The organism is Hyalangium sp. (genome assembly GCF_035629615.1).
GTDB lineage: Bacteria > Myxococcota > Myxococcia > Myxococcales > Myxococcaceae > Hyalangium.
The window spans coordinates 1-22,097 of the sequence record NZ_DASPHO010000341.1 but is presented as its reverse complement, the minus strand read 5'-3'; the positions used below and the strand labels follow the sequence as shown (position 1 = coordinate 22,097).

The window sequence follows — 22,097 nt, the reverse complement described above, 5'->3', positions numbered from 1 at the left end:
GAGGGCTGCTGGCCAACCGGTCCGACTCTGACCCGGGCCTCGGGGCGCTCCACCTTCCCCCGTGGGCGCGCTCATCCCCAGGAGGCATGAACACACCACGCGTCGGAGCACTCGGAAGTGCCCCGCACCGTCAACGTGAACATAAGGAGCCGTGGACCTTGTGCCAGGGAAGCTTGCAGGCTCGCCTGTCCGCCACTCGGGGGAGCGGCACTCTCTGACGGGAGGACGTGCACATCCTTGTGAGCACGGAGGACTTCATGACCGAGGTCATTGGATGGTTCAGCTCCTTCATCCTCGTGCTGACCATCGGCAAGCAGGTGCACAAGCAGTGGAAGTCGGGCTCCAGCGAGGGCGTATCCAAGTGGCTCTTCCTGGGGCAGATCACCGCGTCCATAGGCTTCACGCTCTACAGCATCCTGGTGCGCAACTGGGTGTTCGTGGTGACCAACGCCTTGATGCTGTTGAGCGCCATCGTGGGCGGACTCGTTGTGCTGAAGCACCGGCGTGCGGAGCGTCGAAGTGCAGGCCGTGGAGTGGAGAGCCCTCCCGCACACGCTGCGCATGCCTGAGAGCCTTTGTGTGAGCTGTCCAACGCTTGGGCGGAGACGGTCCGCCTGAGGAGCGCGTGGCGCCCGCGGAGGTGTCGGGGGCACGTGCGACAGTCGCTGGCACAGGCGACCATGGCGAGGGAGGACCTGAAGATGGAGCAGGCCAGTCTCGTGGATGACGCGCGGATTGAACCGTCCAGCTCAATCTCTCTCTGTGAAGCGCTCGACTGGGTGCTCCACAAGGGCGTGGCGCTGCGCGGTGACATCGTGCTGTCGGTGGCGGATGTGGACCTCGTCTACTTGGGGCTGCAGCTCCTCTTGTGCTCGACGGACACGGCGCGGCGGGCGGGGATCGTCCTGCCTGCAGGTGCGGCTGGTGGTGTGCTCGGTGGACAAGGCCGCCGAGATGGGAATGGACTTCTGGAGGCACGATCCGAACCTGTCGTCGCTCGCGCGGACAGCCCAGGCGCCCCGCCCTCTCCCAGAGATGGAAGGGCGGGGCGACCCAGTCCGGCTTAGATCAGCGGACGCGGCTGACGGTTCATGTCCTCCGATCCCTTGAGGATAGAGGGGTGGCCGCCGTGCTGGAGGCGCTGCTCCTCGTTGATGGGCGCGGAGAACGTCTTCACCAGCTTGTTGTAGGTGCCGAGGATCAGGATCGTCGGCGCCCACTGGCCCACGAAGTTGGCCCACGTCTTCTTGCCTAGCAGCATCAGGGTAGCGCTCACCGCGATCGAGCCGATTGCCAGCCCGAGGAAACCCACCGAGGGCACGCGCTTGGTCACCTGCTCGATGCTTGAGGTCGCCACATCTTCGTTCTTCATTTTCCGTCCTCCTGGAGGTGATGGTGTAGGGCAAAGGTGCGCATGACGCGATCGCTGTCATCCCATGCCTGTTTGCCTGCCCCGCTGGCAGCCTCGGGAGCAGAGGGGCCCACGGGCTCCAGCATGGGTTGGCGTCGGCCAGCACCCCGCGCACATTGCCGGAGATCTGCGAGGAGGGTTGGAGATGGCGGAGAAGTCCGAGGTAGGAAAGCTGCGGAGCCTGGCTCAGCTCGATGCGGATGCGGTGGGGGCCTACGACGCGGCCATCGCCCGGGTGAATGAGCCCCTGGTGCGCGAGCGGCTCAACGACTTCCGCGTGGACCACGTGCGGCACGTGCAGGACCTGAACGCCCTCATTCAGCGCTTCGGCGGTGAGCCCGTGGAGCTGAGGCTGGACCTCAAGGGCACGGCGATGAAGGGCCTCACGGCAATTACGAGCATGATGGGCACCGAGGCCGCCCTGGTGGCCATGCTCGGCAACGAGGAGTTCACCAACCGGGCCTATGAGCTGGCCCTCCAGTTCGACTGGCGCCCCGAGGTGCGCGCGCTCATCCAGAAGAACCGCGAGGACGAATACAGACACGTGACGTGGATCCGCGATGCGGTCCGCACCCGCCCCTGGTTGAAGGAGGGCGCCACCGCTGCCGAGGGCTCCGAGCTGCAGGCCTGAGGGCCTTTTCAGGCGCCCGCCGATATGCCGGGCCCCCTTGGGCGTTAAGCTTCCGGGATTTTCCGTCCATTTTCCCGGGAGGGGCTCGGATGCGACTGGCCGTCTTCACTGTGGGTGTCGCTGGAATTTTGCTTGCGGGCTGTGTCACCGGCCGCGGGGGAACAGGAATTCCCGACGAAGAGGCCACCTACGACTTGCCCCTGGAGGAGGTCTGGCCCTCGGTGCGCCAGTTTTTCACCGACAACGGGCTGCCCTTCCGTGAGGACAAGGGCAGCTTCGTGCTGGAGACGGAGTGGCGCGAGGAGTTCGGCGGCTCGAGGGTGTCCGGCTTCTGGCACCGCTACATGGTGCTGGGCAAGCGTGACACGCCTACCGACAGCAAGCTGTGGATCATCCGCATCACCCGCAGCGCCAACAAGACGTTGCAGGATCCCGGCGATCAGCTCGACTGGGGCACGAGCCGCTCGCTGGGGGGAGCGGATGGCGCGGAGTCGGGTGGAGGGGGAGGGGTGGTCGAGGGCGAGGGAGGGCTTGCGAACAACAGCATCGAGGACATGTCCGCGTTCATGGCCCAGCCACAAGGGGAGAACGCCATCGTGGCCGGCTCGGCGCAGGGGCAGCGGGATCTGGTGATGGAGTGGAAGGTGTTCCACGGCATTGCTCCCCAGCTCGCGAAGATCCGGGAGGAGCACCTGCTGAAGGAGTCCTCGCCGGGGCAGATGGTGGTCCAGGCGCCGAAGCTGCGGAGCGCGCCCGTCTCCCTGGTGGCCATCGAGTGCGGCATGCCCATCATCGGCCTCACTCCCCAGGCGAAGCGCGGCGGGGTGATGATGCTGGGCGAGCTGCACGGTACCCAGGAGGTGCCCCGCTTCGTGGCGCAGAGCGCCTGCCAGGTGGCGTCCGCGGGCACGCCGATGACGGTGGGCCTGGAGCTGCCGGTGGAGAACCAGGAGCGGGTGAGCACCTTCATCCGCAGCGCTGGCACGGATGAGGACTGGTTGAAGCTGATGGAGGCGCCCTTCTGGCGCAGCCCCTTCCCGGACGGGCGCAGCAGCGAGGGCATGGCCAACCTGCTGGAGCAGCTGCGCCGGCTGCGCATCCAGGGGCTGGAGGTGGACGCCTTCGTGTTCGATCACCCGAAGCTGGCCGGGCAGGAGCGCGAGAACGCCATGGCCGCCACGGTGCTCTCCTACGTGCGCAAGGGCCCGGATCGCTTCTTCATGGTGGTGGCTGGCAACGTCCACCCGCGCACCGCCCAGGGCGTGCCGTGGGACAAGAAGTACCGGCCCATGGGGATGCAGATCGCCGAGGAGGTAGACGAGACGATCGCGCTGGACATGGCCTACAACAGCGGCACAGCCTGGATCTGCGCGGTGGGCTCCAGGGGCGAGAAGCTCGAGTGCGGGGTGAAGGACACCCAGGGCAAGGACAATGGGGACCGCTACTTCGTGCACCTCTGGAGTGACGAGGACGACAACGGCTTCCATGGTGTCTTCTACGTGGGCCCGGTGACGGCCTCGCTGCCAGCGGTGCGCCGTGGGTTGGGGCGCCCTGGGGCGGATGACAACTCCGTCCACCCGTACAAGGACCCGAAGACTCCCCGGTACTCGAGCCGTTGACCGGTGCACCCGGGGCTCGCGGCGTTGCTGCGAGTCCCGGAGCGGTGGCATAGGCTGCCGCGCGTGAGCGACCTCACCGTCTATCAGCCGGAGTTTCTCTATCGGTATGGCCGGTTCCATGCAGGGAGCACCCTGCACGTGGGAGCCGATGGCCGCATCCTCCCGGAGGGGCCCGTGCCGGAGGGGGCGCGTGTCGTCCGGATGCCCGGGCGCGCGCTGCTGCCAGGGCTCGTCAACGGGCACTCGCACGCCTTCCAGCGCCTCATCCGCGGGCGCACCGAGTATGTGGCGGCGGGCCATGGCACGGATGACTTCTGGAGCTGGCGCGAGGCCATGTACCGCGCCGCCGAGGCTCTGGACCCCGAGGAGGTGTATACCGCCTCGCGGCAGGCCTTCCTGGAGATGGTGCTGGCCGGCATCACCTCCGTCGGCGAGTTCCACTACCTGCACCACCAGGCGGACGGCACGCCCTATGTGGAGCGCAACGCACTGGCCTATGAGGTGATTCGCGCCGCGCGGGATGTGGGGCTGCGCATCGTGCTGCTGCGCGTGGGCTACGCGCGCGCGGGCTTCCGCGTGCCGGAGAACCCGCGGCAGCGGCGGTTCATCGACAAGGACGTGGACACCTTCCTCGCCTCCGTGGAGGAGCTTGTCCGGGAGACGGAGAGACAGCCAGGAGTGAGCGTGGGCCTGGCACCCCACAGCGTGCGCGCGGTGCCGCGTGAGTGGCTCACCGTGCTCGCGGGACTCCGCGGGGACATGCCGGTGCACATGCACGTGGCCGAGCAGCCGAAGGAGCTGGAGGCCTGCGTGGCCGAGCATGGCCTGCGGCCGGTGGAGCTGCTCGAGGAGCTGGGGCTGCTGGAGTCCCGCTTCACCGCGGTGCACGCGGTGCACGTGACGGAGGCCGAGGCGCGGATGCTGGGGGAGGTGTCCGCGGGGGTGTGCGCGTGCCCGTCCACCGAGCGCAACCTGGGCGATGGCATCGTCCCGGCGGACCGGCTGGCGAGCGCGGGCGTGCGGCTGAGCCTGGGCTCGGACAGCCAGGCCACGGTGGATCTGCTGGAGGAGGCGCGGCAGCTCGAGGGCCACCTGCGGCTCTCCCGGTTGCGGCGCGCGGTGCTGGATCCAGGCGGTGGCGCGGTGGAGGGGCTGGCGGCGCGGCTGTTCGAGATGGCCACGGTGAATGGCGCGCGGTGCCTGGGGCTGCCCACGGGGGCGCTGGAGCCGGGTGCGCCCGCGGACTTCTTCACGGTGGACCTGAACCACCCCTCGCTGGTGGGGGCGAGCCCCTCGTCGCTGCTGGCGGGCCTCGTGTTCGGCGCGGACAAGGCGGCGGTACGCGACGTGGCAGTGGACGGGCGGCTCGTGGTGCGGGACGGTCAGCACCCGCGCACGGAGGAGTCCGGCCGCGACTTCCATGCCCTCGCTCGGAGGCTGTACTCGTGAACGATACGCTGCCCGCGCTGCGGGCCACCCTGGCGGAGCTGGTCGCGCTGGACACCACCTCGGTGCTCCCCAACGCGCCCCTCATAGACTATGCGCAGGCGCGGCTGGAGGCGGCGGGGTTCGTGGCCGAGCGCTTGCGTTACACGGACGAGGCGGGCGTGGAGAAGGTGAACCTGCTGGCGGTGAAGGGCGGGGACGAGGGCCGCGCGGCGCTGGCGCTGGTGGGGCACTCGGACTGCGTGCCGTATGACGCGGCGTGGACGGACGCGCTGCGGCTGACGGAGCGGGAGGGGCGGCTCTACGGGCGCGGCGCGTGTGACACCAAGGGCTTCATCGCCTGCGCGCTGCACGCGGCCACTCGGGCCGAGCGGCTGAAGGCGCCGCTGCTGGTGGTGCTCACCGCGGATGAAGAGATTGGGCTGGTGGGGGCCAAGAAGCTGGTGGAGGCGGGGAAGGGGCGGGCGCGGCACGCCATCGTGGGGGAGCCCACCTCCCTGGTGCCGGTGCGTGCCAACAAGGGCTACTGCCTGGGCGAGGTGGAGGTGCATGGCAAGGAGGGGCACAGCGCGTACCCGGACAGGGGCGCCTCGGCCATCTTCCGGGCCGCCCGCTTCCTGCACCGGCTGGAGGAGGTGGCCCGCACGGTGCTGCGCGAGGAGCGGGATGAGAGCTTCGAGCCCCCCTTCACCACGGTGAACGTCGGCGTCATCCAGGGCGGCAAGGCGAAGAACATCATCCCAGGCCTGTGTCGCTTCACGGTGGAGTGGCGCCCCATCCCCGGGCAGTCGCCCCAGCGGGTGGTGGAGCTGATGGAGTCCATCCGCCAGGAGCTGGTCCGGGACGAGCCGGCCTTCGAGGCGCAGGTCCGCGTGCTGCGGACGGACACGGGGGTGAGCACGGCGCCGGACGCGGAGGTGGTGCGCTTCCTCGCCGACGCCACGGGGAACGCACCGGCCACCGTGTCCTTCGGCACGGAGGCACCGCAGCTCACGGCGCTGGGGGCGGAGGCGGTGGTGTTCGGCCCGGGGGACATCCGCGTGGCTCACCAGACGGGCGAGTACGTGCCCATCGAGGATCTGGTGCGCTGCGAGGCGGTGCTCTCGAAGGCCATCGTGCACTTCTGCAGCGGGGGCTGAGGCCCGGACGGGCTCGCTTGGCCCGTGCTCTCTCGAGTGGGCAATAGCCAGGGGGGCGAGCGGGCTCTGCCTGCCTGCCGTGAGGGCGACACTCCCGCCGGTGGAAATGCCGAGGTGTGGACTGCCTGCCGCCCCTTCACTGCGTGTCTACCGTGTCCCGTAGGCAACGTGGAGGAGAGGCCCATGGTTCAAGCAAGCTGGCGGCGTGCATTCGTGGCGGTGCTCGGGACGTCCCTGATGATCCTGGGCGGGTGCGGCACGAGCCGGAACACGGAGATTGAGGACTCTTGGATGGCGCGTGTCCCCGAGGAGGGCATGGGGAACGTGCGCGAGGCTCAGGCAAACAGACAACAGACCTCGGATGAGGTGAAGCGCGCCAACGTGGCCATTGGCGACGCGGAGCGTGCGCTGGAGGTCGCTCGCCGCAGCGCGGAGGCGGCGAAGCTTCGCAAGGATGCGGAGAAGGCGCAGGTGGAGGCGGCCAAGGAGACGGGCCAGCTGCCCACCATCCAGGCGGCGGAGATCCAGTTCCAGGTGGCGGAGATGGAGCTCGGGGCAGCCCGGGCGCAGGTGGACTGGCGCAAGGAGAGTGTCGAGGCGTGGAAGGCACAGAAGGAACTTCGGGAGCGTGAGTTCGAGCTGGCCGATGCCGAGTTCCACTACGCCCAATACCGGGCCCTGAAGGAGAACGGAGACATCCGAGCTCAGTCGCTCACCGAGGGGGACTTCCTCTCCATTCTCGCGGACGCCAAGCGCAAGGCACTGGAGGCCCGGCGCGACGCGGATGTGCAGACGCAGAGGGCACGGCAGGCGCGTGCGCAGTGGGAGCAGCTACGCGGGCAGGCCGAGGGGTACGGCGGCAGCGGCCGGGATCGGCGCTGAGGCCCTGGCGCCCTCAGCGGACACGGGCGCCCTGCTGGCAGACAGGCTGTCATCCCTCCTTGCTGCTCCGGGCGAGAGGGTGCTAGCGAGGCGTCCTCCCTATGCGCCTCTCTCGCCTCCTCTGCCTGTCGACCCTTTCGTTCCTCCTGCTCTCCGGCTGCGACAGGGAGGGCAAGGACCCAGTCGCGAAGCCCGCCACTCCGGCCGCTGGTGCGCAGGCGCCCGCGGGGAAGGGCACGCCGGTGGTGACCTTCGAGGGAGGCGCCGTCACCCTCGAGCAGCTCCAGAACTACATTGCGCAGATGAACCCGTCCTCGCGCACCCGGCTGGAGACTCCGGAGAAGCGGCGTGAGTACGCGGAGGGCCTGGCGCGCTTCGAGCTCTTCGCCCTCGAGGCGCGGCGCCGGGGGCTGGAGAGCGACCCCGAGGTGCAGGAGGCGATGAAGCGCGCCATGGTGCAGCAGCTGCTCTTCAAAGAGTTCGACGAGAAGGCGCCGCCCGTCACTCCGGAGGAGATCGCCGCCTACTACGAGTCACACAAGGCCGAGTTCGTCCAGCCGGCGCGCGCGCGCTACTCGCACTTGCTGGTGCCCGCGCCTCAGGGCAGCCCTGAGCGGGCCGCGAAGAAGAAGCTGGCCCAGGCGCTGCTGGAGAAGGTGCGCAAGCTCCAGCCGCTGGACTTTGATGCCTTCGATGCGCTCGTGGTGGAAGCCTCGGGCAACCCGGCCGCGAAGTCTGCCGAGGCGGACACCCAGCTCGTCACCTCCGACGAGCTGAAGGCCCGGCTCGGGGAGGAGGTGGCCACCGCGGCAGGCAAGCTGAAGCAGCCAGGAGATGTCTCGGGCGTGGTGGAGTCGGGCAAGGGCTTTCACCTGCTCAAGCTCACGGATGTGAGGCCCGAGAAGAACCAGTCCCTGGACGCCGTCACCTCCCTGCTGCGCACCCGCATCGCCCGGGAGCGGCGCGATGCTCGCGTGGCGAAGTTCACCGAGGAGCTCCAGGAGCGCGCCCGCTTCCAGACGGACGAGGCCGCCCTCCAGAAGCTCCAGGTGGATCTCCAGGCACAGCAGGCGGACTCCTCGGGTCCGGTCCCCGGCTTCCTACCCGCGCCGCCGCCGACGCGGTAACGGGCGCTCCTTCGGCTCCCGGAGGGGTTCCAGCGCCCCTTTTCGCCGCTACACTGAGCGCAGGGTGAAGGAAGGAGCGCGCCGTGGCCGAGGGCACAGCCGAAGCGGGATGCCTGACGCTGCTGCGCCGGTTCGTCGTGCTCCAGTCCGAGCTGGTGAAGGCGTGGCTCCTGAGCCACCCCGATGCCCTGGACCCGTGGGCCGCGCGGCGCCTCCCCCGCCATGGGGAGATCTTCGTGCGGGGAGAGCGCTGGTTCTTCCACCGCCAGGGCGTGGGGGTGGACTTCCAGGGTGAGGAGTCGCGCCGCGTGGTGGACGTGCACCGGGCCCTGGGCACCCCGGAGGTGTTCGACACGTGGCGCCTGATGCTCTACCTCGAGTCCCTCAACGTGAGCACCATGCGAGTCGGAGCCCGGGAATTCCTCATGGATGACGAGCGATCGATCGAGCAGTGGTTGAAGGAGCTGGAGATCCTGGGTCTCGTCGGCCGGGATCGCTCGGATGGGAAGCTGTGGAGGCTCGCTCCCTCGAACTGAGCGAGAGGCTCACGCCTGCGGCAGCGCGCAGGTGCTCAGATCGCGCAGCACCTTCTTGGCCTCCACCACCAGGGGCTGGCCCTTGGTTCCCTCCTGCACCTTGGCGATGAGCTTCAGGTCGGGGGTGAGCCGGTAGAGGCCCTTGGAGCGCTGCACCAGCGCGGCCAGCTTGTGCCCGTCCAGCAGCGCATCCGCCCCCAGAATCACCACCAGCCGCCCGGCGCCAGACTCCAGCGCTCGAAGCCTCATGTCCCTCATGTCGATCTTCAGCAGCGTCAGCTCCGAGAGGTTGTCCACCTCGTCGGGCGCCTCGCCGTAGCGGTCCACCAGCTCGGCGCGCAGGTCCGTCACCTCGTCCGGGTGGCTGGCCTGGCTGAAGCGCTTGTAGAAGACGAGCCGCTGGTGCACGTCCGGCACGTAGTCGTCCGGGATGAGCGCGGCCAGGGAGAGGGTGATCTCCGGCTCGATCTGCGCACGCAGCGGCTGGCCCTGCAGCTCCGCCACCGCCTCTTCCAGCAGCTGCGCGTACATGTCGAAGCCGATCTCCGCAATGGCGCCCGACTGCTTCTCGCCCAGCAGGTTGCCCGCGCCGCGGATCTCCAAGTCGTGGCTGGCGATGGAGAAGCCCGCGCCCAGCTCCGTGAAGTTCTGCAGCACCTCCAGGCGCCGCTGCGCGTCCCGGGTGATGGTCCTCCTCGCGGGCACCAGGAGGTACGCGTACGCGCGTTCCTTGGAGCGGCCCACGCGCCCCCGGAGCTGGTAGAGCTGCGCGAGGCCGAAGGCATCCGCCCGGTTGACGATCATCGTGTTGGCGCTGGAGATGTCGATGCCACTCTCGATGATGGAGGTGCACAGGAGTACCTGGTGCTTCTTCTCGGTGAACTCCAGCATCACCTTCTCGAGCTGGCCCTCGCCCATCTGCCCGTGCGCCACGCCGATGGTGACCTTCGGCAACAGCTCCCGCAGGAGCCGCTCCATCGAGGCGATGGACTGGACCCGGTTGTGGACGAAGAACACCTGCCCGCCGCGGGCTACCTCGCGCTCGATGGCCTCCTTGATGACCTGCGGATCGAACTTCATCACGAAAGTGCGGATGGCGCGCCGATCCTCCGGCGGCGTGGCGATGATGCTCATGTCCCGCACCCCGGACATGGACATGTGCAGCGTGCGGGGGATGGGCGTGGCCGTCAGCGTGAGCACGTCTACCTGGGTGCGCAGCCGCTTGAGCTGCTCTTTCTGCTTCACGCCGAAGCGCTGCTCCTCGTCCACCACGAGCAGCCCCAGATCCTTGAAGGCCACATCCCCGGCCAGCAGCTTGTGCGTGCCAATGAGGATGTCGACCTTGCCTTCCTTGGAGCGCCTGAGGACCTCCCGCACCTCGGGCGCCTTCTTCATCCCGGAGATGACCTCCACGTTGACGGGGTAGTCCTTGAAGCGCTTCCGAAAGGACAGGAAGTGCTGCTGCGCCAGCACCGTGGTGGGCACCAGCACTGCCACCTGCTTGCGGTCCAGCGTGGCCTTGAAGGCGGCGCGCATGGCCACCTCCGTCTTGCCGTAGCCCACGTCGCCGCAGACGAGCCGATCCATCGGCATCGCCTTCTGCATGTCCGCCAGCACGTCCTCGATGGCCTTGGCCTGGTCCGGTGTCTCCTCGAACTCGAAGTCCGCCTCGAACTGGTGGAAGTACCGATCCGGCGGCGAGAAGGCATGGCCTGGGTGCGCCTTGCGCGCGGCGGCGATCTGCAGGAGCTCCGCCGCCATCTTGAGCAGCTGCTCCTTGACGCGCTTCTTCGTCTTCTCCCAGCTCGCGGTGCCCAGCTTGTCCAGCTGGACGTTCGCCGGATCCCCGCCGGTGAACTTCTGGATGAGCCGCATGCGGCTCACGGGCAGGTAGATCTTGTCCTTCCCCGCGTACTCGAGGACGAGGAAGTCTCCCGGCACGCCCTGCACCTGCATCTTCGTCAGGCCCGCGTAGCGGCCAATGCCGAAGTCGGTGTGGACGATGAGGTCTCCTTCCTTCAGATCCTGGAAGCCCGCGCCGAACGCATCCGCCTTCTTGGAGCGGCGCACGCGGCGCCGCGCCCGCACGCCGAAGATCTCCTCGTCCGCGAGCAGGGCCAGGCCACTCACACCGTCCACGAAGCCCTGGCTCACCTCGCCGGTGAAGAGGTGCGCGGAGACGGAGGGCTCATAGAGCCTGGCCACGTCCGTGAGGGGCTCCTGGTGGATGCGGACCATCACGTTGCGATCCAGCAGCAGGCGCTTGAGCCGGTCGGCCTGGCTCAGTGTGCCGCAAGCGATCGCGGCGGCGACGCGCATGTCCCGCCAGCGCTGCAGCCGCTCCACCAGCGGGGTGAGGGCGCCCTCCTCACCGTGGTGCGCCAGGATGGCCTCGCGCAGATCCTGGGTGGTGCCGAAGGAGAACAGCACGGGCGGCTGCTCGCTCGGGGTGAGCGCCAGCCCGCCGCCCTCCAGGATGCGCGCCTGCGAGAGCTGCGCGTCCGCCTGCTCACGGGTGAGGAAGTGCTCCGAGGGCGGGAGCGTGAGGTCCTTCCGCTCCTCCGCCGCCTGGAAGGAGCGCGCCAGCTCCTCCCACAAGTCACTCGCGGCGCGGTCCAGGCCCACCGGGTCATCGAAGTAGAAGAGCGGCTCCCGGGCCCACAGGCGCAGGTAGTCGAAGACGGTGCCCAGCCCGCCCTCGAAGAAGCCGGGCATCAGGCCCTCCAGGCCGAAGCCGGGCAGGCCCTCGCGCAGGGCCTCGAGCCGCTCGCGCAGCTTGATGGTGGGCAGGTTCATGCGGTCCGCCACGGCGCGGGCGGCGGCCTCGGCGCGGGGGCGCGTCTGCTCGGTGAGCATCACCTCGCGCGCCGGAACCAGGTACACCTCCTTGAGCGAGTCCACCGTGCGCTGGGTGTCCGGATCGAACGCGCGGAGGGACTCGATGGTGTCCCCGAAGAACTCGAGCCGGACGGGGCGCTCATAGAGCGGGCTGAAGACGTCCAGGATGCCGCCGCGCACGGAGAAAGTTCCAGGGTCCTCCACCAGCGGGCTGGACTGGTAGCCCATGGAGGCGAGCTTGCGAGCCAGCGAGTCACGGTCGAAGTCCTGGCCGACCTTGATGAGGTCCGATAGCTCGCGCATCACCGGCGGCGGCAGCACCTTGCGCAGCAGGGCCCGCAGGGAGAGCACCAGCGCGGGGAAGCGCGTGCCCTGGCTCAGGTGGAAGAGGGTGCCCAGGCGCTCGCTGACGGCGGTCGGCTCGGGTGAGAGCTCATCATAGGGCAGGACTTCGTCCGCGGGCAGGCGCAGCACCCGAGGCTCCAGCAGCGTGCCGGTGCCTCCCAGAAAGAAGGCCAGATCGCTGGCCAGCGCGTCGGCTGCCTCCTCGTCCGCCGCCACGCAGACGAGCGGTGCCTCCATGCCGTGCGAGAGGCGGGCGAGCACGTGACCTCGCGCCGCGCCATGGACGCCTTGAGTCCGCACCCGGCGCCCGGGTTGGAGTCGCTCCAGCGCCTGAGCGAAGGGATCTCCGACGGCGGGAGTGAGGCCGCGCAGCGCCTCCACACCAAGTCTTTGACCGAAGGGCGTGTCCATCGTGGTCCCGAGGCTCCGCGTCATAGGGGCCGGCCCGAGGCGGGTCAACGAAGTCCGCACCTTGAGCGTGACGTCCATGAAACGTTTGGTGTGTCCCTTGTGTCGGCCACCCGGCACCGCTCGCCGACTTGGAGGGCATGGCGATTTCCCAGGAGAACGGGGAAAGCGTTAGTGTATTGGCACGTCAAGCGGGGGCGCCGAGAGGCGAGCGCATGAAATCCTGGAGCGAGAGCAAGCCATTGGCGGCCAACGCTGAAGCACCGGCACCCGACATCTGGGTGCGGCTCCGGGCTCTGCGTTCGCCCGAAGGGCGCATCATCGACTTCGAGTGCGTGGACAGCTCGCCGGGCCGGGTGCGGCAAGGCGTGTTGGGGCTGCTGCCCCGCGCAGGGCAGCGACTGTTGGATGAGTCACCCTGGGCGGGCGAGTGCAGCCTCTTTGACACGTGTGTCCGGGTCGCGGAGCGGCAGGTGCCGGAGATGGAACGTTTCAGCCGGACGACGCCGGCGGGCATCACCTGGGTGCAGGCGAGGCTGGCCCCCGGGGAGGGCGGCCTCACGCTCTTCCTGGAGGACTTCACGCAGCGGACCACCTCCGAGGGGGCCCTGCGTCGGGATCGGGATCTGCTCCAGGCCGTCATCGAGAGCACCACGGACGCCGTCTTCGTGAAGGATCTGATGGGGCGCTATGTCCTGCTCAACACGGCGGCGTCCCGGGCGTTCGGCCGTCCGGTCGAGGAGATCCTGGGCCGGACGGACTCGGAGCTGATGGGACCGCAGGCCGCCGCGCCAACGGTGGCGCACGATCGGACGGTGTTCGAGTCAGGGCAGACGGCCACCTATGAGGACTCGGACGGGGGGCCGGGATTCGGCGCCATCTGGCAGTCCATCAAGGGCGTGCTCCGCCAGCCGGACGGGACCGTGTACGGACTGTTCGGCATCAGCCGGGACATCACCCAGCGGCGGCGGCAAGAGGAGGACAGGGAGCAGGAGGGGCGCTTCCGCGAGCGCTTCATCGGTGTGCTGGGCCACGATCTGGGCAATCCGCTGGCCGCCATCCGCTTCTCCTCCGCGGCCCTGTTGGCCAGGGAGACACTGACGCCGGAGGTGCGGCGCATGCTCCAGCGCATCGACAACAGCGCGGAGCGGATGGCGAGGCTGGTGAGGCAGCTGCTGGACTTCACGCGGGCGCGCATGGCCGGCGGAATCCCGCTGCGTCCGAGCGACGTGGCCCTGGACGAGGTGTGCCGCCGCGTCATCGGCGAGCTGGAGCTGGCCCACAAGGATCGGGAGGTCCACCTGGAGGTGCGCGGAGAGTGCCACGGCTTCTGGGACGAGGAGCGGATGGCGCAGGTGCTCTCCAACCTGGTGGCCAATGCCCTCCAGAACAGCCCGGCCGGCACGCCCGTGAGCGTGCGCCTGGAGGGCGTGGAGTCGCTGCAGCGCGTGGAGGTGCACAACGCGGGGGCGCCCATCCCGGAGCCCTTGCGGCCCCACCTCTTCGAGCCCTTCCACCCCTCCGGGAGCAGCGCGACCCGGTTGGCTCGGGGCGGCCTGGGGCTGGGGCTCTACATCGTCGCGCAGATCGTCCAGGCCCATGGCGGGCGCGTGGAGGTGTCCTCCACGGTGGAGACAGGCACCAGCTTCGTCATCCTGCTGCCGCGCTCGGTGCCGGTGTCAGCCGGCACGGTGGAGGAGGCGCAGGCCCGGATGGAGCCGGACTGCGCCCGCCAGGGGAACGCGGCCTCGAGCTGACGGGCGCGCGGGTGGCCCCAGGCGCAGAGGCGCGAGCGCGGCTCACCGCGTGGGGCCGTCTCGCCACTCCACCCGGTACAGCGTCATCGGCTCCTGCTTGCCCTTCACCTGCACGGGCGGCAGCTTCGTCAGGGGCCAGGCGCGCTCCTGCACACGCTGGTACGTCGCCTCCGCCATGCGGATCTCTCCTCCCGGCGTGGCGTCACAGATACGGCTGGCCACGTTGGTGGCATCTCCGATGGTGGCGTACTGCAGATACTGCTCGGAGCCGATGTTGCCCGCGGCCACGTGGCCCGTGTTCAAGCCGACGTGGATCTTCAGCTCGGTGCGGCCCTGCACCCGCCAGCGCGCGTTCAGGTCCGCCAGCGCGCGCTGCATCTCCACCGCGGCGCGCATCGCCCGATCCGCGTCCTCGGGCTGCGAGAACGGCGCACCCCACACCGCCATCAGCGCGTCGCCGATGTACTTCTCCAACGTCCCCTCGTAGCGGAAGACGATGTCCGCCATCGCCGGGAAGTACTCGTTGAGCAGATCCACCACCTGCCGCGGGTGCAGCGTGGAGGACAGCGAGGTGAAGCCGCTGATGTCCGAGAAGAGGACCGTCGCCTCCGTCTCGACGATGTCCAGGTGGGCCCGGCGCTCGCTCTGCAGCTTCTTGATGACCGTGGGCGGGAAGAAGCGCAGGTAGGCGTTGCGCAGCACTGCCTCCTCCGCCACCCGCTGCGACAGCAGGGAGTTCTCCAGTGCGATGGCCGCCTGGTTGCCGAAGGCCGTGAGGAACTCCAGGTCCTCCTCGGTGAAGCGGTTGGCCTGTGCCTGGTTGTCCACGTACAGCACGCCCAGCACTTCGTCCTGTGGCTTGATCGGCACGCACATGGCCGAGCGGATGGACTGCAGCATGACGGAGCTGGCCCCATCCAGCCGGGGATCCTCGCGCGCGTCCGCGAAGAGCGCCGCCACGCTGTGCTTGCGCACGTAGTCCACCACGTGCTGGCTGTAGAAGGAGCCGGAGGGCAGCTCACCCGTGGAGAGCCGCGCCACCCGCGGCCGGAGTGTCCCCGTGGCGGGATCCACCAGGAGGATGGCCACCCGGTCCACCTCGAGGATCTGGAACACCAGCTTAAGGATGCGCTCCAGCAGCCCGTCGATGGGGCCCGGTGAGGACAGCATCTGGCTGACTTTGAGCAGCACCCGCAGCTTCTCTGCGGAGCGGACATCCGCCTCTCGCGCGGACCGCACCCTCAGCGCCGAGGCGCTCCCGGGTGCGCGGTCCAGCTCCAGCATCTCCTCCATGGAGAGCGGCGAGAAGCGCGTCTTCAGACCCTGGACGTGCGTGGGCTCGAAGGCCCCGGGGGAGGACGAGAGCTTGAAGTGCACATCCCCGCACTGGAACGAGTCCCCGTCCTGCAGCGAGAAGCGATCCACCCGGACGCCGTTGACGAGCGTGCCGTTCTTGCTCCCCAGATCGACGAGGACGACCCGGTCTCCCGAGCGCTCCAGCCGTGCGTGCCGGCGGGACAGGCTCATGTGGAGCACGCGGATGGCGTTCTCTTCCGTGCGACCGATGGTTGTGTGCCCTTCGGGCAGCGGGTGCTGCTGCTCGTCCAGCAGTCCTGGGTTCACGATCAGCCACATGCGCCACCATCGTACCAGCGAGTGGCGGGGCCGTCGGTTCCTCTCTCCGCTTCACTGGCAGTTTAGCCTTCCGAGACCGCTGTCTCGGGATGCTACAGGCCTGTCTCGAGCCTCAGAAGGCGCGGTGCGCCGCGACACGGAGGCGCAGCAGGTCTTCCAGCCCTCTCGGATCCACCAGCTCCAGGGAGGCGCGCTGGCTGAGGCCGCGGTACTCCTCCTCGTCCTCCTCGTCGTCCTTCTTGTCGTCCTTCTTGTCACCTTCCCCTTCGGCCAGGGGCACGGGGCGGGCCATCCTCGGCTGGATGCTCGGCTGGCTGAGGGCGTCGGCCCGGGCCGCGGCGAAGAGGGTGACCAGGGACAGGATGAAGAGCAGGACGACGGACAGGGTCTTCATGGGGACGGCTCCGTGCGGGCTTCGTGAACGGTGGACTGCCCGTCCCCAGGGTATATTCACCCGGAGGCTACTTGGCCGCGGGAGTAGCGGCCGTGGCCGGGGGAGTCGGCGCCGCAGCCTCGGTGTTCAAGGTGCGGATGTGCTTCACCAGAGAGTCGATCTGCTCCGCGGTGAGCTTGTCCTTGAACGGCTTCATCTTGGAGTTCTCCTTGGAGCCGTTGGTGATGTAGTCCCGGATCTTCTCGTCCGAGTGACGCTTCTGCCAGCCAGCGTCGGTCAGGTCGGCGATCTTCTCCTTCTCCCCCATCTTGGTCTTCGCCTTGCCGTCATCGCCGTGGCAGCTCTTGCACTTGGCCTTCCAGATGTCGGCCACGGAATCCTCCGCGTACGCGGCGCTGGAGAGGGAGAAGGCCAGAACGAGGGCAAACCGCATTTTCATGGTGACTGCCTCCACATAGAGCTACGGGTGAGTGACTCGCCGGCTCTGACGCCGCCGGCTAGGGGAACTTCAACGGCTGAGAGGCCTGAGCATGCAGCCAGGCGGTGACAGCCTGCATGTCCGCTTCGGGTAGGCGGAGGTGGTCAAACGTCTCCATCTCGTTGAGCTCGCCGAAGAAGCGGGTGCTGCCAGGTGCGCGGATGAAAGCGGAGGTCCACTCGCGAGAGGCCCAGCCCTTGAGGTCCGGTGCCAGACCGCTGCCCACCCCGTCCAGCGTGTGGCAGCTGGCGCAGCCCTCGGAGTCGAAGAGCGCCTCGCCCTTCTTCGCGAGCGCCGCCGTCACGTCTGGCCGCCCGCCTTGCGAGTAGATGAACTCGGTGAGGGCCGTCAGGGACTCCTGGGGGCCGGTGTACGGCTCCATGTCGTCGATCTTCGTGTTGCCGAAGAAGTGGGGCGCGCGAGGGTTGAGCAGGAAGCGAGAGATCCACGCGCGCGAGGCATAGCCCTCCAGGCAGGGGCTGCCCTTGTAGGGAACGGCGTCACAGGCCATGTGGCACTTCTGGCACTGCATGACGACGGCGCGTTGGCCCCAGACGACCGGATCGTTCCGGTACAGGTCCAGCGGGCCGGAGGCAGGGACACCTCCCAGGGAGGCCAGGCGGCGGGCCTCGACGGCCTCCTCGTGGGCTCGGGCGGCCATGGCGGCGACGGCAGGATCGTTCTGGTCCGACCGGACTGCCAGGGCGCCGAGCCCGCCGACGCCGACGAGGCCGAGGGTGAGGGCGCCCGCGAGCAGCCGGTGAACCCGGGGCACGCGGCTCGAGAGCGCGGTGTGGATGAAGGGCAGCCCGGCCAGGAAGCCCATGGCCAGGCCCGGGAGGATGACGGTGCCCACCAGCTCGGCGCCGCCCTCGAAGTACTTGAGGAGCTGGAAGAGCGGGAGGAAGTACCACTCGGGACGGGCGAGGTACTGCGAGGATGGATCGGCCGGGGCATCCAGCGGCGCGCCGAGGCGCCACGCGAGCATGAAGATGATGCCCACGCCCACCGCGGAGACGACGGTGTCGTAGAGCAGCTGCCGGGGGAAGAAGGGCTCCTCGCGGCGGGCCAGCTCCTCTGAGGGCAGCTCCGGCGGGGTGACGCCGTGCTTGCGGAAGAGGGCGACGTGGACGCCGATGACGGCAAACAGGGCCGCGGGCAGCAGCAGGACGTGGAGGGTGTGGAAGCGGGTGAGGGTGAGGTTGCCGTAGGACGTGCCGCCCTGGAGGAAGGCCTGCAGCTTGGGGCCAATCACGGGCAGCGTGCCGGCGATGGAGGTGGCCACCTGCGTGGCCCAGTAGCCCTTCTGGTCCCACGGCAGCAGGTAGCCGGTGAGGGCCAGCCCGAGGATGATCTGGAACAGCACGAAGCCCGCCAGCCAGTTCATCTCGCGAGGGGCTCGGAAGGCGCCAGCCCACGCCGTCTGCAGCAGGTGCATCGCCACCACCACGACAATGGCGGAGGCGCCCCAGTGGTGGACGCCGCGCAGCAGCGGGCCCATCCACACCTGCGTCTGGATGTAGTTGACGGAGGCCCACGCGTCCGTGGTGGACGGGCTGTAGTACAGCTCGAGCGCGATGCCCGTGACGGCCTGCACCAGGATGAGGACGGTGACGGCCGAGCCGAAGACGTAGCGCCAGCGGGCGCCACCGGAGACGCGCTCGTGCAGCGCGGCGTGCACCAGGGCGCGGTAGCCCGTACGGGACTCCAGCCAGGCTTCGAGGCGTTTGAGCATGGCGGGCCTCACACCACTTCCCGCTCGGGGATGCCCTGCTTGAAGCGCTTGTAGTGGATCAGCACCTGCTCGCCGCGAACCTCCACCTTCAGTGGATCCATGCCGCGGGGAGCGGGGCCTGCCTCACGGCTTCCCGCGAGCGAGAAGGCGGAGGTGTGGCACGGGCACGCGAAGGTGTTGCGCTGCTTGTCCAGGTTCACGCCGCAGCCCAGGTGGGGGCAGATGGTGGACAGGGCGATGAAGGTGCCGTCCGCGTTGCGAGTCACCCAGGCGGCGCCCACGGTGGTGGCATCGGAGCGGCTCCAGGCGTCCGTGACGGAGCGGATCAGCTCCACGCGGCGAGGCACGCCCACGGTGAACTCGGAGACGCTGCCCACGGGGATGGGAGCGTCCTCGGCCTCCGGGCGCGATGGGGCCCTCAAGGGCGAGAAGAGGCTGCCCAGCACCGGCACGGACGCCAGCGCCGCGATGGCGCCTCCCAGCAGCACGGTGAGAGCACCGAGGAAGCCTCGGCGAGTCGAAGGAGCAGCGGAGGGGTCGGACATGTCCAGCCCCGAGTATAGGAGCCTGTTGATATTTGACAAATGTCCCGGGGTCACTTATTAAGTGACCCAAGGTCACTGATGTCGGCACGGAAGCTCACGTGTCCGGCCGGGAGGGTCCCCATGGGTTTGCAGGATGAGATGGTCCGCTACTTCACCTCCGCCGCTGCGCTCCCCGTCGCTGGGGAGGCCCCATGAGCGCCGTGCTCTTGCTGGGGTTGTATCTGGGCGCCGTGCCCGCGGACGCGCCCTTGCTGTCAGCTCAAGAGGTTTCTCTCAGCGCTCCTCAGGCCGTGGAGCTGGCTCCTGAGCAACCCGCGGTCTCTTCGGACTGCCCCCCTCCCACGGCGTGCATCTTGAAGTCCATGGGGGGCTACCCAGTCATGGCGTCTCAGATGGAAGGCTACCTGGATGCGGAGCGGACGGAGAGCCGGCTGTTCGTCGCCATGGGCGTCGCCTCGATTGCGGGAGGGGCGGCGGCACTGGCCGGCTCGGATCGGGACTTCTTGAGGGGGGCCAGCTTCCCGTTGATGGGCGTCGGGCTCATCCAGCTCGTGGTGGGAGGCACGGTCTGGTGGCGCACGGAGGCGCAGAAGGCTCAGCTCCGGGAGCTCCTCTTCACGGATCCCGGCCGCTACGTCTCCGAGGAGTCCGCGCGGATGAAGACGGTCAACGACAACTTCGTCATCTATCGCTGGACGGAGATCTCCTTGCTGGGCGCCGGCCTGGCCACGGCGGGGACGGGCTACGCGCTGGACAAGGACTTCGTCACCGGGCTGGGCGCGGGGCTCGCCTTCCAGAGCGCGGTGATGTTGGCGCTGGACTACTTCGCCGAGCAGCGCGGCCACGAGTACTCGAGCCAGGTGGGCGGCTTCCGCTTCTGAGCAGTGCCTCCGCGTCCTCCGGGAGACACTGCCCCGGGGGTGTGCTGCCATCCCCGCCGCCAATGATTACCCCTCTCCCTGGCGCATGGCGTGGGTGGGGTGGGGGCATGGTCGGGCGGGCGAGGAGCTGGGGTGGGGTGGGGGTGCTGGCCGTCTGCGCGCTGGTGCTGGGGTGCAGTCCGTCTTCCTCGAGCAGCAGCTTGGAGAAGCCATCCGTACCGATGCCTCCCATCCCCATTCCTCCGCTGCCGTTTCCTCCGCCAGCGCCGAGTGACGGGGGGACGACAGCTCCTCCGGATGCGGGGACTCCGGATGCAGGAACTCCGGATGCGGGGACTCCCGAGCCACCGCGGGCCACTCGCTGCCAGCCAGAGGGCGGTGGCAAGCACTGGCTGCTCGAGGGCGAGACGCTGACCGTCACGCTGCGCTGCGCGAAGGGACTCACGGGACCGGAGCTGCGCTTCACGGTGTCACCGCTGCCAGCGGGGGCGAGCGTGGACGAGGAGGCTGGCACCCTCCGCTGGACGCCAGCCCATGACCAGGCAGCGGTCTGGACGCTCGCCCTCACGGAGCGCACCACGGGGGAGACCGGGACGCTCGAGGTCGGGGTGGTGGACAACTGGCAGGCGCGGGGCAACGTGCCCATCGCCGATCCTGCGGTGTACACCGAGGAGTACGGGCTCCCGGTCTTCCACCTCTTCTTCCCGGGTGAGCTCACCGCCGGGGCCTACCGCCCGGTGGAGCTCGTGTACCGAGGCCACCGCTACTCCATGGAGGCGCAGTACCGGGGCGCCACCTCCAGCGTGCTCCCCAACCGCGGCCTCACCTTCAAGTTCCCGGAGAATGATCTGTTCAGCGAGCCTCTCCGGGCCGGTGGCTTCACGGGCCGGCGGCGCCTGGTGCTCATCACCCACTTCAACGAGAACTCGTACCTGCGGCCGCGGCTCGCCTTTGACTTATGGAACCGCATGTCGCCGGACCACATCCAGATCAAGACGTACAGCGCGGTGCTCTACTTGAACGGGCGCTACCGGGGCGTGTTCACTGTGGCCGACCACGTGGATGACGAGCTGATGGTGCGCCACGGCCTGTCCAAGAAGGGGGATCTCTTCAAGGCCGTGGACGCCGACGCGAACTTCTCGCGGCTCGACGCGGAGGGCGAGCCGAAGACGGTGCTGCACCAGGGCTATGAGAAGAAGGAGGGCAAGCCTGAAGAGGGCTGGCCTACCGCCTTCGACGGAATGAACGCGGTGACGGCCTTCGTCGCCGACACGGCCGGCGACGCGTTCCGCGAGGGGCGGGGCGAGCTCCTGAACCCCCAGGACTATGAGGACTGGTGGATCTTCAACACGCTCATCCTCGGCACGGACTCGAGCGCGAAGAACGCCTACCACTACCAGGCGCGCGAGCCGCGCACGCCTACGCGCTTCATCCCGTGGGACATGGATGCCACCTTCGGCCAGGGCTGGGACACCCGGCGGCACTCGGCCACGGAGCTGAGGGACTTCGCGAGCAACAACCTCCTGTTCGCCCGGATGCTGCAGGATCCGGCCATCGCCGAACCCATGCGCGAGCGCTACCGGCAGCTCCTCCAAGGTCCGCTGTCCAAGGAGGAGGTGCTCCGGCTCATCGACGGGTATGCCCGCGAGCTCGACGCCGCGGCCCGGCGCGACGAGGCGCGCTGGGGCGAGCAGTACCGCACCTACGAGCGCTGGGCCGACCGCACCGACTTCACCACCTGGTCCGAGGAGGTGGACTACCTCCGCCAGTGGGTGGACCAGCGCTGGGACCTGCTGGAGCAACGGCTGCCCTAGCAGCGGTCACTTCGCGTAGGTGACGACGTCCTCGCGGACCTTGCTGACGATGCCCTGCCAGTTGCCATTGGCGCCGTGGCCGTAGGCCTCGCCGGTGTCACGCAGGCTCACCGTGTGGTAGCTCCACTTGGCGTGGTTGCCCTCGCACGCGCCGGAGCCCAGCGTCAAGTCGTTGCAGAACCAGTCGGAGGGGTTGCAGTAGGCCCCGCCCGCGCTGCCCGCGACGCCACCCGTGGAGTGGTAGGCCACCGCCTCGTCATCCTGGCCCGGGAGGATGCCCGAGTAGAACGTGCCCTTGGCGCCCGCGAACATGTAGAACCACACCGAGCGCGTGGTGTTGTGGTTGTACAGCGCGCGCGCCGTCGTGGTCACCAGGTTGCCGACGATCGGATCGCTCGTGGCCCACTCCCCGTTGTCCGCCAGCTCGCTGCCGCCGCCCGCGCCCGAGGCCACGTCCACCCACTTGATGTTCCAGC

At 68.9% G+C, this 22,097-nt stretch carries 19 protein-coding genes and 1 pseudogene; 12 read left to right on the top strand and 8 right to left on the bottom strand.

All coding sequences use genetic code 11. From position 1 onward, the window contains the following. Nucleotides 1-227 precede the first annotated feature (227 nt). Both VD972_RS17300 and VD972_RS17295 read left to right on the top strand, forming a co-directional pair. Complete coding sequence (locus tag VD972_RS17300) at nt 228-569, top strand: hypothetical protein (RefSeq protein WP_324988400.1); 342 nt, start codon at nt 228-230, stop codon at nt 567-569. Nucleotides 570-653: 84 nt separating this feature from the next. Then, nucleotides 654-1,067: a gas vesicle protein gene (locus VD972_RS17295; protein WP_324988398.1), complete on the top strand. Its 414-nt coding sequence runs from the start codon at nt 654-656 to the stop codon at nt 1,065-1,067. Here the strand turns inward: VD972_RS17295 and VD972_RS17290 are convergent. Next, the gene (locus tag VD972_RS17290; protein ID WP_324988396.1) at nt 1,064-1,372 is read right to left on the bottom strand and encodes a hypothetical protein; all 309 of its coding nucleotides are present in this window, start codon (nt 1,370-1,372) and stop codon (nt 1,064-1,066) included. The two genes, VD972_RS17295 and VD972_RS17290, sit on opposite strands and share 4 nt — an antisense overlap. 184 nt (nt 1,373-1,556) lie before the next feature. Here VD972_RS17290 and VD972_RS17285 point away from each other — a divergent pair, with 184 nt between their 5' ends. The 7 genes from VD972_RS17285 (at nt 1,557) to VD972_RS17255 (ending at nt 8,791) form a co-directional block, all read left to right on the top strand. Beyond that, a complete protein-coding gene (locus VD972_RS17285) occupies nt 1,557-2,042 on the top strand; it encodes a ferritin-like domain-containing protein (protein ID WP_324988394.1) in 486 nt (161 codons plus the stop codon). Nucleotides 2,043-2,131: 89 nt separating this feature from the next. After that, entirely contained in the window at nt 2,132-3,661 is a 1,530-nt protein-coding gene (locus VD972_RS17280; protein WP_324988392.1) for a hypothetical protein, read from the top strand. A gap of 63 nt (nt 3,662-3,724) precedes the next feature. Then, a complete protein-coding gene (locus VD972_RS17275; RefSeq protein WP_324988390.1) occupies nt 3,725-5,110 on the top strand; it encodes a formimidoylglutamate deiminase in 1,386 nt (461 codons plus the stop codon). After that, nucleotides 5,107-6,246 (top strand): acetylornithine deacetylase, encoded by a 1,140-nt coding sequence (gene argE, locus VD972_RS17270; protein ID WP_324988388.1) that lies wholly within the window; start codon nt 5,107-5,109, stop codon nt 6,244-6,246. Before VD972_RS17275 ends, argE begins: the two co-directional genes overlap by 4 nt. A gap of 183 nt (nt 6,247-6,429) precedes the next feature. Continuing rightward, complete coding sequence (locus tag VD972_RS17265; protein WP_324988386.1) at nt 6,430-7,128, top strand: hypothetical protein; 699 nt, start codon at nt 6,430-6,432, stop codon at nt 7,126-7,128. 101 nt (nt 7,129-7,229) lie between these two features. Then, a complete protein-coding gene (locus VD972_RS17260) occupies nt 7,230-8,255 on the top strand; it encodes a peptidylprolyl isomerase (protein ID WP_324988384.1) in 1,026 nt (341 codons plus the stop codon). A gap of 83 nt (nt 8,256-8,338) precedes the next feature. Further along, nucleotides 8,339-8,791 carry a DUF6896 domain-containing protein gene (locus tag VD972_RS17255; protein ID WP_324988382.1) on the top strand — a complete coding sequence of 151 codons (453 nt, stop codon included), beginning with the start codon at nt 8,339-8,341 and terminating at the stop codon, nt 8,789-8,791. Between the two features lie 9 nt (nt 8,792-8,800). On the opposite strand, the gene mfd is transcribed toward VD972_RS17255, so the two are convergent. Beyond that, on the bottom strand, nt 8,801-12,385 hold the full coding sequence (gene mfd, locus VD972_RS17250) for a transcription-repair coupling factor (RefSeq protein WP_324988380.1): 3,585 nt from the start codon (nt 12,383-12,385) through the stop codon (nt 8,801-8,803). Nucleotides 12,386-12,597: 212 nt separating this feature from the next. Here mfd and VD972_RS17245 point away from each other — a divergent pair, with 212 nt between their 5' ends. Further along, nucleotides 12,598-14,139 carry a PAS domain-containing sensor histidine kinase gene (locus tag VD972_RS17245; RefSeq protein WP_324988379.1) on the top strand — a complete coding sequence of 514 codons (1,542 nt, stop codon included), beginning with the start codon at nt 12,598-12,600 and terminating at the stop codon, nt 14,137-14,139. A 42-nt stretch (nt 14,140-14,181) separates the two neighbouring features. Here VD972_RS17245 and VD972_RS17240 read toward each other — a convergent pair whose 3' ends face one another. The 5 genes from VD972_RS17240 to VD972_RS17220 all read right to left on the bottom strand — a co-directional run bounded on the left by VD972_RS17240 (nt 14,182) and on the right by VD972_RS17220 (nt 18,926). Beyond that, on the bottom strand, nt 14,182-15,774 hold the full coding sequence (locus VD972_RS17240; RefSeq protein ID WP_324988377.1) for an adenylate/guanylate cyclase domain-containing protein: 1,593 nt from the start codon (nt 15,772-15,774) through the stop codon (nt 14,182-14,184). A 112-nt stretch (nt 15,775-15,886) separates the two neighbouring features. Next, the gene (locus VD972_RS17235; protein ID WP_324988375.1) at nt 15,887-16,168 is read right to left on the bottom strand and encodes a hypothetical protein; all 282 of its coding nucleotides are present in this window, start codon (nt 16,166-16,168) and stop codon (nt 15,887-15,889) included. A gap of 67 nt (nt 16,169-16,235) precedes the next feature. After that, nucleotides 16,236-16,607, bottom strand: coding sequence for a cytochrome c (locus tag VD972_RS17230; RefSeq protein WP_324988373.1), 372 nt, complete (start codon nt 16,605-16,607; stop codon nt 16,236-16,238). Between the two features lie 58 nt (nt 16,608-16,665). Beyond that, the gene (locus tag VD972_RS17225) at nt 16,666-18,381 is read right to left on the bottom strand and encodes a cytochrome b N-terminal domain-containing protein (protein ID WP_324988371.1); all 1,716 of its coding nucleotides are present in this window, start codon (nt 18,379-18,381) and stop codon (nt 16,666-16,668) included. A gap of 8 nt (nt 18,382-18,389) precedes the next feature. After that, complete coding sequence (locus tag VD972_RS17220) at nt 18,390-18,926, bottom strand: ubiquinol-cytochrome c reductase iron-sulfur subunit (RefSeq protein WP_324988369.1); 537 nt, start codon at nt 18,924-18,926, stop codon at nt 18,390-18,392. 191 nt (nt 18,927-19,117) lie between these two features. Between VD972_RS17220 and VD972_RS17215 the strand changes: the two genes are divergently transcribed. Then, the gene (locus VD972_RS17215; RefSeq protein ID WP_324988367.1) at nt 19,118-19,807 is read left to right on the top strand and encodes a hypothetical protein; all 690 of its coding nucleotides are present in this window, start codon (nt 19,118-19,120) and stop codon (nt 19,805-19,807) included. Between the two features lie 221 nt (nt 19,808-20,028). After that, the gene (locus tag VD972_RS17210; RefSeq protein ID WP_324988366.1) at nt 20,029-21,621 is read left to right on the top strand and encodes a CotH kinase family protein; all 1,593 of its coding nucleotides are present in this window, start codon (nt 20,029-20,031) and stop codon (nt 21,619-21,621) included. A 6-nt stretch (nt 21,622-21,627) separates the two neighbouring features. On the opposite strand, the pseudogene VD972_RS17205 reads toward VD972_RS17210, so the two are convergent. Continuing rightward, nucleotides 21,628-22,097, bottom strand: a pseudogene (locus tag VD972_RS17205) (hypothetical protein); the annotation flags it as partial.